Here is a 10,805-nt window from a genome sequence, read left to right as displayed (position 1 = left end):
GTACAGGCAGCTTAGAAATCATGGGGGTGGCCTGACAATGCTGAATTTTTGTTCACTGCCGTACAGGCAGCTTAGAAATTGTGAAGCACTATGGCGGTAACTACCAAGGAGTTCACTGCCGTACAGGCAGTTTAGAAAAAATCGAAGCGAGTGGGAAAAGAACAGTCACAAGTTCACTGCCGTACAGGCAGCTTAGAAATGTCATATCGCCAATACTGATTGATCGACTTTGTTCACTGCCGTACAGGCAGCTTAGAAAGTGAACAACATTGAGCTGAGGTTGCAGTTAATGTTCACTGCCGTACAGGCAGCTTAGAAACACCAGCTGCATCCATGCCCCGAACCCCAAAATGTTCACTGCCGTACAGGCAGCTTAGAAATCGAGCGTCATCGTTGGGGTTGATTTGGATTTGTTCACTGCCTTACAGGCAGCTTAGAAATGCATTGCTTCTGCGTGGATTTGATCGAGGGTGTTCACTGCCGTACAGGCAGCTTAGAAACGACGCGATTCAGGTCACCGGCACAAGTCAGTGTTCACTGCCGTACAGGCAGCTTAGAAACTGCGGAGCGGGGGGACCAACTTCTGAGGCGCGTTCACTGCCGTACAGGCAGCTTAGAAACGTGTCGGAAGAGGGACAGGGAAACGGGGCGTTGTTCACTGCCGTACAGTCAGCTTTGAAAGCCCCTCTGGGCTTTAATGCCGTGGAAATAGCGTTACTGTCCCATAGACAGTACAAGTAAACCCATTCCTCACAAATATTCATCTCGTCTATTTAAAACGAAATACCATCATCCACACGCTTTCCATTTGCAGATTAAATAAAAATCCCATTCAGGGGTTAATTATATTTCCGTGTATATATTATTTGTAAAAATAATACTTTTAAAAAATGTTGTATTTTTGTTGAGTTATCACAGAAATTTCCATTCATTTGATATATATCACATTTGTATTTCTCTCATCTCCGATAACATATCCGCATTCATTACCTTGAAATAAAAGCCGTTGCTATGCCTGCAAACAGCGTTACCCCAACAGATTTAAAAACCATCCTGCATTCAAAACGCGCCAACATTTATTACCTGGAGAAATGCCGCATCCAGGTGAATGGTGGGCGTGTTGAATATGTCACCCAGGAAGGGAAAGAGTCTTTTTACTGGAATATTCCCATCGCGAATACCACGGCAGTGATGCTGGGAATGGGAACATCCGTTACGCAAATGGCGATGCGCGAGTTTGCCCGGGCAGGGGTAATGGTCGGCTTTTGCGGAACGGACGGTACGCCGCTTTATTCTGCGAACGAGGTGGACATTGACGTCTCCTGGCTCAGCCCGCAAAGCGTATATCGTCCAACGGCGTATTTACAAAACTGGGTCTCGTTCTGGTTTGATGAAGAAAAACGTCTGCAGGCGGCAAAGCGTTTTCAATTTATCCGTTTACAGCAAATTGAAAAACAGTGGGAGAGGCTGCGGGTAAAGCGAGAAACGTCTTTTCAGCCCGATCGGGACGCGCTGGAGACTATTCTGGAGCGTGCGAAGCAGGGTATGGAAAACGCACAGGATCACACCTCGCTGATGCTCCAGGAAGCTTTGCTCACAAAATCGCTCTACAAACTGACCAGCCAGACGGTGGGCTATGGCAGCTTTACCCGCGCCAAACAGGGAGGCGGGGCGGATATGGCGAACCGTTTTCTCGATCAGGGCAACTATCTGGCCTACGGGCTGGCGGCTGTCGCGGCCTGGGTCACGGGCATTCCTCATGGTCTGGCCGTCATGCACGGAAAAACCCGACGCGGCGGGCTGGTTTTTGATATTGCCGATTTAATAAAAGACGCCCTCGTTATGCCGCAGGCCTTTATTGCGGCGATGGAGGGTGAGGATAATCAACAGTTTCGTCAGCGCTGCATCAACGCGTTTCAACAGGCAGAAGCGCTGGATGTGATGATCGCCACCTTGCAGGAAACCTCGCACTCTCTGGTGGGTGTTGAAAAATGAATGTGCTGATTATCTCCCGATGTACCAAACGTGCGCGCGAGCAAAGCTGCCGGATTATCGATCAGTTTGCTGAGCGCACGGGTGACGCGGCGTGGCAGACGACGATTACGATGGAAGGCGTCGTCACGCTGCGCAAGCTGCTGCGTAAAACGGCCCGTCGTAACACCGCCGTGGCCTGCCACTGGCTGAAAAAAAACGGTCAAACCGAACTGCTGTGGATAGTCGGAAACTTGCGTCGCTTTAACGCGCAGGGGCGCGTGCCAACGAATCGCACGACGCTACAAGTTATTCGCAACGACGGTGAACACCGCTGGCAAAGCGCGGAAAGCATCGCCTTGCTGGCGGCGATCGCCGGGCTGTTTCATGATTTTGGTAAAGCGGGGATGTGCTTCCAGCAGATGCTCAAGGGGGAAAGCCAGCACGTTTGCCAGCCGTATCGCCATGAGTGGATCTCGGTGCGTCTGTTCGAGGCGTTTGTAGGAGAGCGTAGCGATGAACAGTGGCTGGCATCGTTAACGCAGCTTAAGGCCGCTGACGAAAAAGCCATGCTGAAAGCGCTGAAGATGGACAGGGCAGAGTGGAGCAATAGCCCGTTCGAAAAATTGCCCCCATTAGCGAGGGTGGTGGCGTGGCTAATGCTATCGCACCACCGCTTACCTCAACCGTACCCGGCAAATTCCTCGTTACTGTACAGCGAAGGCTGGCTTGAGCGGCAGCTAAATGCGGACTGGAACGCGCTTAATCATAAATCTACCGAAAAACATCAGTGGAAAGCGCGTGATTTTAAAAATGTCTGGAAATTCCCCCACGGAACGCCGCTAAAGAGTCAAACCTGGCGCGAGAAGGCCCGGCAAATTGGTAAACGCATCCGGAACCTCCCCGCACTGCTTCACGCGGGATCGCTGGATAATCTTTTTACCTTCCATCTTGCCCGCCTGTCGCTGATGCTGGCCGATCACGTGTATTCCTCACAACCCGCTTATTCAGGATGGCAGGACGATGCCATCCCGTGCTGGGCCAACAGCGACCGCCAATCCGGGCAGCTTAAGCAAAAACTGGATGAGCACAATGTCGGTGTCGCGCATCAGGCGCTATTGATGGGGCGTTCTCTTCCTGCGTTGCGCCGTTCATTGCCCGCCATCGCCCGGCATAAAACGTTTCGGGAAAGGGCGAAAGAAGAGCGTTTTGACTGGCAGAACAAGGCCTGGGATGTCGCCTCTTCCCTGCGCGAGAAGAGTGCAGAGCGGGGCTTCTTCGGTATCAATATGGCCTCCACCGGATGCGGTAAAACCTTCGCCAATGCCCGAATTATGTACGCGCTGGCAGATGAGCAGGCGGGATGTCGTTTCAGCGTGGCGCTGGGGTTACGCACGCTGACGCTGCAAACGGGGCAGGCTTTGCAGTCGCGCCTGGGGCTGGATGACGACACGCTGGCCGTGGTGACTGGTGCCGCAGCAGTGAAGGAGTTGTATCAGGGCAATGATACCGAAGATATCAGTAGCGCCAGCGACGAAGCATTCTTCGCCAGCCATCATTACGTGCATTATGAAGGGGCGACCAGCAGCGGGATCGCGCAGCAATGGCTGGCGAAAGAACCGGCGCTAAACCGTCTGGTCAGTGCCCCGGTGCTGGTGACAACCATCGATCACCTGATGCCTGCCACGGAAGGCGTGCGCGGCGGCAGGCAGATCCCCGCCATGCTGCGCCTGCTGACCAGCGACCTGGTGCTTGATGAGCCTGATGATTTTGACGTTGATGATTTGCACGCCCTTTGTCGGCTGGTGAACTGGGCGGGCATGCTCGGCTCTCGCGTGCTGCTCTCCTCCGCAACGCTGCCCCCTGCATTAACGGAAGCGCTGTTTGAAGCCTATCGGGAAGGGCGCAAAGCCTGGCAGGCGGCGTGCGGTCAGTCGGACAGACCGACAAGTATCTGCTGCGCCTGGTTTGATGAATACGGCGCGCAGTCGCAGGATGTGGCCGAAGATGCCCAGTTTCGTCAGGCGCATGACGATTTTGTCAGGCAGCGGATTAAACGTCTGCCAGACCAGCTCCGGCTTCGTCTGGGGAAATTGGCCGCAGTAGTACCGCAGTCTTGCCGTAATGACGACGTTGTCTCCGTGCTGGCACAGACGTTGCACCAGCACATGATCGCGCTGCATGGCGATCATCGCAGCACGCACAAAAGCGGCAAAACCGTATCGTTTGGTCTGGTGCGAATGGCGAATATCAACCCGCTGGTTGCCGTCGCGCAGGCGCTGATGGCACTACCTTCTCCGGAAAATTACCGCATTCATTATTGCGTGTACCACAGCCAGCACCCGTTGGCGGTGCGTGCGGCGATTGAAAAACGACTCGATGCCGCGTTCACGCGGCACAACCCGGAGCGGATCTGGCAGTTGCCTGACGTTAAGCAGGCGCTGACGTCACCGGAACAGCATCATCTCTTTGTCGTGCTCGGCACATCCGTTCTGGAAGTCGGGCGCGATTTTGATGCCGACTGGGGGATTATCGAGCCGAGTTCGATGCGTTCACTTATTCAGTTTGCGGGGCGTATTCAGCGGCATCGTCAGATCGTGCCTGAGAGCGAAAACCTTGTGATCCTGGAACGCAACGTTCGTGCGCTTCGCGGAGAAAAGATCGCCTACTGTCGACCCGGTTTTGAAACTGAACATCATCTTCTGCCTCACCACGATCTCCATGAGCTACTCAGCGAAGAGGGCTATCGCACGCTGAATGCGATCCCGCGCATCGTTGAAAACCTGCCCGGCAATGCGCTGGCGGCGCTGGAGCATGCCCGGTTGCGAGCCGCATTGTTGGATGGCGGCGAACGGTCAGATGCGGTTGCCGCGTCGTGGTGGCGGCTGCCGCTGACGTGGAACGGTGAGTTGCAGCGGCGGACGCCGTTTCGCCGCTCGTCGCCGCAGGACACTTTCTTTTTAAGCATGAAAGACGAAGGTGAGCAACCTGAGTTTTGCCTGATGCAGGAAAACGGGGTGTTAAAGCCTGCGGGACGGTTTTGCGAGAAGACCTTATCGATGGCTCACGGCGTAGAGCCGTGGATGGCGATTGATTATGGCGAGGTATTACAGGCGCTGGCCGAGACAAGACAGATGGAGCTGGCCGCGGTATCGCGACGGTATGGCGAAATCACATTGAGGATCAGCAGGGAGGAGGAGACAGAGCAATGGCTATTTCACCCGGTGTTGGGTGTGTTCAGGGAATATCGATAAGGAGCCAGGAGCGAGTATGTCAGTTGAAGCACTAAGCGTTTTCATCGCTGAGTACATTGCCGGACGACGGCAAACAAAGCTGGAAGCATTTGATAAAGAGGCCGCAAAGCGCAGCGATACAGATAGCGCAACGCTTGCGGCAGAACGCCGGGAACTGGAGCTTCGCTATGAACCGAAAGCCTGGCTGACGGATGCCGCGAAGCGAGCCGGACAAATTAACCTCGTGACCCATGCGGCGAAATTTACCCACGGGGATTCAAAAAGCAGCAGTATCTACAGCGAGGCAGTGGCGCTGGAAGGGTATCTCAGCACTGCTGCGTTGTCAGGTCTGGAACCGGATGCCGTGGGAAACGCCGCGGCGCTGGACGTCGCGAAATTACTGCAAACGCGGGTTGAAGGCGGTGACTCCCTACTGGCAAGCCTGAAACGTGGCGATCGCGCTGCGTTGGCCGCTTTTACCGATGACGCAAACCAACTGGATGAATGGATTGCGGGATTTTCCCGTGCCTTAACGCCCGGAGAGCCCGCTTCACACAAGCTGGCTAAACAGGGCTATTTCCCGGTAGGTGAAAATTACCATCTGCTGAGCCCGTTATTTGCCACCTCGCTTGTTCACGCCATGCATCAGAAAATGATTGCCTTCCGTTTTGGCGACGATGTTAAAGCCATCTGGAAAGCGCGCCGGGAGAAAACCTGGCATCCCACTCCGCTGACGCTTTTCCCGCATTCAGCGGAAATACACTTTGGTGGCACCAAACCGCAAAACATTTCCTATCTCAACAGCGTCCGCGGCGGGCGTAGCTGGCTGCTTTCCTGTCAGCCGCCGCAGTGGAAAAAAGCAGACAAGCCGCCGACGACGTTACGTTCTATTTTCACTTCAGGTGGTCAGTTTGATCGACGTGCAAACAGCACTGTTCAACTGCTTGTGTCTTTACTGGCCAGAACCGGTGATTACACCAACGTCCGTATTCGCGAAGCGCGTGATGAATACATTGATGCGCTTATCGACCTGCTGTTTGTGGTGGCGTCAGAACTACAGCGTGATACGTGGCAAAACTGGACGCTCTCGTGCGAACGATTAGTCACTCATCAACAACTCTGGCTCGATCCCTGGCGCACCAAAACCGATGAGGCTTTTCGGCTCGAGCGGGATAAAGACGACTGGCAGGTTAGCGTCGCGACAGATTTTGCCCTGTGGCTTAACGCGCGTCTGAGCAAGGTGTTGAAGGACCTGGGGTATGTGGAACAGCGTGAATGGCAAACCCGTGAGCGTTTACGCAGTAACCTGCGTGAGATGGAAAAAATTATCCGGGAGGCGCTGAAATGAGTTCCTTGATCCTGCTTCGCCGTATCAGCGTCGAAAACGCCAACGCGATTGCTGGCCTGACTTACGGTTTCCCCGCCATTACCCATTTCCTGGGATTTGCCCATGCGCTGTCGCGCAGGTTGACCGAAACGCACGGGCTGCGCATTGATGGCTGTGCCGTGGTCAGCCACGAACACCAGATCCATGCGTACACGTCTGGCCGCGATTATCAGTTTGCCCTGACCCGCAATCCGCTTACACGGGACGCGAAAACGGCCTCCTTTAACGAAGAGGGGCGCATGCACATGACGGTTTCGCTGCTGCTCGAGTGTCACGGGGAAATCCCCAACGGTGAATACGGGCAGCGCGACCTGGCCGAGTTTCTGTCTCAGGTGTGCCCTACGCTCCGGCTGGCCGGAGGAATCATCGTGGATATCCAGAATATTTCCGTTATGGCGATGCCTGCCAGCGCTCAGGAGATGGGCCGATTACAGTGGCAACTGATGCCGGGCTTTGCTTTACGCGACCGAAGTAGCTGGCTGGGCGAACATCATCAAATGCTTCTTGAAAACGATCCTAACGCCACGCTGCTTGACGCCTGGCTGGATTTTGCTGCGCTAAAAATACAGGCCGAAACGCCGGAAGACGGCAACATACGCGAAGGTGAACCGGCCAACTGGCATGTTGTTCCCAAACCCAATTCCGGTTATCTGGTGCCATTAATGACCGGCTACCAGCGTATCTCTGAACTCTACGCGCCGGGCGTCGTGGCAAACGCGCGCGATGCAGAAACGCCCTTTGCATTTACCGAAGCGGTGTATGGCGTGGGCGAGTGGTGCGGTCTGCACCGTATTCGGTCACTGGACGAGATTTTCTGGCGTTATCGCACGACGGAAACAGGCTACTACTGTCAGGGCGCGGGCGCGCCGGTGACAACTGAACATCTTAATTAAAAAGGACTTATTTATGGCAAAGGCTCCAACGGCCGTTAAAACGGCATCCGTACTGGCATTTGAACGTAAGCTGGCAACCTCGGATGCGGTGATGTATTCCGGAAGCTGGCAGGGCAAGCAGTGGCAACCGATCCGTATACAGGAAAAGGCGGTCCGCGGTACGATCTCGAACCGCCTGAAAAATGCCCTGACCAACGATCCGGCTAAACTGGATGCCGAGATCCAGAAAGCGAACCTGCAGCGTGTGGATGTGGCGGCGCTTCCTGCCGATGCAGACACCTTAAAGGTGAAGTTTACCCTGCGTGTGCTGGGTAACCTGTCGACGCCATCAGTGTGTAACGATCGCGCCTATCAGGATGAACTTCAGCAGGTTATCGACGGCTATATCAGTGAACACGGTTTTGCAGAACTGGCGCGCCGCTACGCAACTAACCTGGCGAACGGACGTTTTTTATGGCGTAACCGCGTCGGTGCAGAAAAAATTATCGTGACCGTGACGGGCAGTAAGTCGTGGACGTTTGATGCGTACAGTTATGCGCTGCGAGATTTTTCTGCCAGCGACGAGAGCCTAAACGCACTGGCCCAGGAAATCGAAAAAGGGCTTAGCGGCGAAGGTTTTGTGCTGTTGAACGTCGAAGCGCAGGTGCTACTCGGTGCCGGACAGGAGATCTTCCCGTCGCAGGAGCTGGTTCTGGACAGCAACAGCAGCAAGAGCCGCCTGTTGTATCAGGTAGACAGCGTTGCGGGCATGCATTCGCAGAAAATCGGTAATGCCATTCGAACTATCGATACCTGGCACCCTCAGGTAGATGCGCTGGGCGCTATTGCCGTTGAGCCGTACGGCTCAGTCACCAGTCGCGGTGTGGCTTGTCGTCAGCCGAAAGAGAAAATGGACTTCTATACCTTGCTGGACAACTGGGTGACGAAGGGCCAAAAGCCTGACGTTGAACAGAAGCATTATGTGATGGCCGTGCTGATCCGCGGCGGCGTCTTCGGTGAGAAGGGCGAGTAAGGAGTGGTTATGGATCACTATCTAGAGATCCGCGTCCTGCCCGACCCGGAGTTCAGCGAGGAGATGCTGATGGCCGCGCTGATGGCTAAACTGCATCGTGCGCTGGGACAGCGGGGGCTGGGGGATATTGGTATCAGCTTCCCTGCACATGGCATAAAGCCCGGCGCGATGTTACGCCTGCACGGTTCGCAACAGGCGTTAAGCGAGCTCGACTCCCTGGCATGGCGAAAGGGACTAAGCGATTACTGCCTGTGCACGGCGATACAACCCGTTCCAGAGGTAAAGCAATGGCGATGCGTGTCCCGTGTGCAGGTGAAAAGCAGCGCGCAGCGGCTTATGCGCCGTTCGGTAAAAAAAGGATGGATCACTGAGGAAGAGGCGCAGCAGCGCCTATTAAAAATGGAAGAGGCGCGGACTGATTTGCCCTGGCTTAATTTACGTAGCCTCTCTACAGGTCAGTCTTTCAGGCTTTTTATTCGTCATGGTGAGTTGCTTCCCGCACCCGTGGATGGACGCTTTTCAACCTACGGGATGAGCGCGACAGCGACAGTTCCCTGGTTCTGAGAAAACACAGCCGCATCAGCGTTCAGGGTGCGGTTTTTTCTGCGAGACGGGTATCAAAAATAAAGGGCATCTGCTGAACAGAACTGAGCGCCGTATGGAATGCCGGATGTAAGGGGTTAAGGATGGCATTGTTTTCATAGGGTATGATGCAGGAAGGTAGGATAAGCGCGAGGGCACTGTTAGCCTGTAACCATCCGGTTCCCATATCCATCGTCGATACCGGTGCCGGATTTTCCTGCCAGTCCTCGGGGAGCCAGGCTTTATCCAGGTAATCAATCTGGTCATCCGGGATATCAATGCTGAAAAGCTGGTACTGATTCAACACGGTATCTTTTCTGACGTGCACCAAAATCTCCAGTGATGCCAGCGAGATGGACGTGGACACATATACGGCGGGATGCCCTTTATGATTCCAGCGACCGCCGTACTGATTTGCGCCGCTTCCACTCCACGCTTCGCTGGCGTAGCGTCCCGTCACCAGCCGATAAAAAATCATGCAAACACTCCGTGTTCCAGACGACCAATCAAATCGGTGACTTCCAGTGCACCGGTTTCCGTAGCGATCAGGTCAACAGGCGCAACATTGCCAAGCCCGCGCACCGGCGACTGAAGCCAGTTCCATGCTTCTTCTTTACTGCCAAAATAGTCGACGGCCGCATCCAGCACCCGAACAAAACGGGCTACGCGTTCGCTCTCATCCGGCGTCAGCGTCCGTCCCGCGCTTTTGCGGCGGGCCACGTTACGTTCGTTAATCCCGGTAACGCGTAAAATGTCCGCTTTCGACATGGCCGTCCATTCATGAATATTGTCGAGCACGCTGACGGGCAATCCCTGGTTGAGAAATTCTATCAGCCGCATACCTCTGTTCGCGGGTAAACCGGCGTAGCGCCAAAGTGCGTTATCAGCAGGTTTCTTGGCGGGTATCCAGGTTCTCATGTTACCTCCTGATTAATGTCATTTGTCATGGTTAAGTATAGCCATTTGTCAGATGGAGTGGAATTGGTTTTTTTTTGTGCAGGGTGGTTTGTGAGAAGAACAATGTTTTGACCCTAATTTTTAACGGTTGTGTAATTCATTGATTTTAAATGAGTATTTTGGGTGGATAAAAAAGAGGGTCAGAGAAGGTTTTTTAGCTTTTTTTGTATGCAAATCAGAAGGGTGTGGAGATATTATTTCAGTGCACTGCCGTACAGGCAGCTTAGAAAGCAGCCGGTCACGGTGACCATCCCGACGCAGAGGTGCACTGCCGTACAGGCAGCTTAGAAAGTCCGGGCATTATTTACGATATGCGTGACCAGTGCACTGCCGTACAGGCAGCTTAGAAACATCCTGGTCGCCATCGTCGGGGACAACATCGGTGCACTGCCGTACAGGCAGCTTAGAAAAACGCCGTTGCAGGATAACGGCTCAACGGTTCGTGCACTGCCGTACAGGCAGCTTAGAAAAAATTTCGTTAAGCTCCGGGTAGTTGAGCATTGTGCACTGCCGTACAGGCAGCTTAGAAAGATGCGATTTGCTGCGCTGAGGTATCGCAGAAGTGCACTGCCGTACAGGCAGCTTAGAAAGATATCCAAACAGCCCAGGTCTGAATAAACTGGTGCACTGCCGTACAGGCAGCTTAGAAATAGAGCAGCGTTATTTCACGCTCTCGTTTTCGGTGCACTGCCGTACAGGCAGCTTAGAAAATTGGCTTATTGAATCCGTATGTCTTGCGCATGTGCACTGCCGTACAGGCAGCTTAGAAA

Annotated in this window: 8 protein-coding genes and 2 CRISPR repeat arrays; of the genes, 6 read left to right on the top strand and 2 right to left on the bottom strand. The window is 54.1% G+C overall.

The window, feature by feature from the left end; translation table 11 throughout:
- Positions 1-50: 50 nt before the first annotated feature.
- A CRISPR array of direct repeats spans positions 51-681; the repeat unit is 28 nt; unit sequence GTTCACTGCCGTACAGGCAGCTTAGAAA.
- Positions 682-1,011: 330 nt separating this feature from the next.
- The 6 genes from cas1f to cas6f are packed head-to-tail and all read left to right on the top strand — an operon-like array spanning position 1,012 to position 9,060.
- A complete protein-coding gene (cas1f, locus tag IM313_RS20510) occupies positions 1,012-1,995 on the top strand; it encodes a type I-F CRISPR-associated endonuclease Cas1f (RefSeq protein WP_192970849.1) in 984 nt (327 codons plus the stop codon).
- The gene (gene cas3f, locus IM313_RS20505) at positions 1,992-5,225 is read left to right on the top strand and encodes a type I-F CRISPR-associated helicase Cas3f (RefSeq protein ID WP_192970850.1); all 3,234 of its coding nucleotides are present in this window, start codon (positions 1,992-1,994) and stop codon (positions 5,223-5,225) included. The genes cas1f and cas3f overlap by 4 nt, the downstream gene beginning before the upstream one ends.
- Before the next feature lie 16 nt (positions 5,226-5,241).
- On the top strand, positions 5,242-6,552 hold the full coding sequence (gene csy1, locus IM313_RS20500; RefSeq protein ID WP_192970851.1) for a type I-F CRISPR-associated protein Csy1: 1,311 nt from the start codon (positions 5,242-5,244) through the stop codon (positions 6,550-6,552).
- Positions 6,549-7,484 carry a type I-F CRISPR-associated protein Csy2 gene (gene csy2, locus IM313_RS20495; protein ID WP_192970852.1) on the top strand — a complete coding sequence of 312 codons (936 nt, stop codon included), beginning with the start codon at positions 6,549-6,551 and terminating at the stop codon, positions 7,482-7,484. The genes csy1 and csy2 overlap by 4 nt, the downstream gene beginning before the upstream one ends.
- Before the next feature lie 13 nt (positions 7,485-7,497).
- Positions 7,498-8,496, top strand: a complete 999-nt coding sequence (gene csy3, locus IM313_RS20490) for a type I-F CRISPR-associated protein Csy3 (RefSeq protein WP_192970853.1) — start codon at positions 7,498-7,500, stop codon at positions 8,494-8,496.
- Positions 8,497-8,505: 9 nt separating this feature from the next.
- Positions 8,506-9,060 carry a type I-F CRISPR-associated endoribonuclease Cas6/Csy4 gene (cas6f, locus tag IM313_RS20485; protein WP_045261778.1) on the top strand — a complete coding sequence of 185 codons (555 nt, stop codon included), beginning with the start codon at positions 8,506-8,508 and terminating at the stop codon, positions 9,058-9,060.
- A 22-nt stretch (positions 9,061-9,082) separates the two neighbouring features.
- Here cas6f and IM313_RS20480 read toward each other — a convergent pair whose 3' ends face one another.
- Together IM313_RS20480 and IM313_RS20475 are read right to left on the bottom strand one after the other, a co-directional pair.
- Complete coding sequence (locus tag IM313_RS20480; RefSeq protein WP_192970854.1) at positions 9,083-9,556, bottom strand: RES family NAD+ phosphorylase; 474 nt, start codon at positions 9,554-9,556, stop codon at positions 9,083-9,085.
- Entirely contained in the window at positions 9,553-9,996 is a 444-nt protein-coding gene (locus tag IM313_RS20475) for an antitoxin Xre/MbcA/ParS toxin-binding domain-containing protein (RefSeq protein WP_045261776.1), read from the bottom strand. Before IM313_RS20475 ends, IM313_RS20480 begins: the two co-directional genes overlap by 4 nt.
- 241 nt (positions 9,997-10,237) lie before the next feature.
- A CRISPR array of direct repeats spans positions 10,238-10,805; the repeat unit is 28 nt; unit sequence GTGCACTGCCGTACAGGCAGCTTAGAAA.

The sequence above is a fragment of the Enterobacter cloacae complex sp. P2B genome (assembly GCF_014895985.1).
GTDB lineage: Bacteria > Pseudomonadota > Gammaproteobacteria > Enterobacterales > Enterobacteriaceae > Enterobacter > Enterobacter bugandensis.
This window is presented reverse-complemented; position numbering and strand designations above follow the sequence as displayed.

What these genes read in the sequence shown, in the direction of transcription:
- IM313_RS20475 (WP_045261776.1), bottom strand. Translation starts at nt 9,996, where the DNA reads ATGAGAACCTGGATACCCGCCAAGAAACCTGCTGATAACGCACTTTGG.
- cas1f (WP_192970849.1), top strand. Translation starts at nt 1,012, where the DNA reads ATGCCTGCAAACAGCGTTACCCCAACAGATTTAAAAACCATCCTGCAT.
- cas6f (WP_045261778.1), top strand. Translation starts at nt 8,506, where the DNA reads ATGGATCACTATCTAGAGATCCGCGTCCTGCCCGACCCGGAGTTCAGC.
- csy1 (WP_192970851.1), top strand. Translation starts at nt 5,242, where the DNA reads ATGTCAGTTGAAGCACTAAGCGTTTTCATCGCTGAGTACATTGCCGGA.
- csy3 (WP_192970853.1), top strand. Translation starts at nt 7,498, where the DNA reads ATGGCAAAGGCTCCAACGGCCGTTAAAACGGCATCCGTACTGGCATTT.
- cas3f (WP_192970850.1), top strand. Translation starts at nt 1,992, where the DNA reads ATGAATGTGCTGATTATCTCCCGATGTACCAAACGTGCGCGCGAGCAA.
- csy2 (WP_192970852.1), top strand. Translation starts at nt 6,549, where the DNA reads ATGAGTTCCTTGATCCTGCTTCGCCGTATCAGCGTCGAAAACGCCAAC.
- IM313_RS20480 (WP_192970854.1), bottom strand. Translation starts at nt 9,556, where the DNA reads ATGATTTTTTATCGGCTGGTGACGGGACGCTACGCCAGCGAAGCGTGG.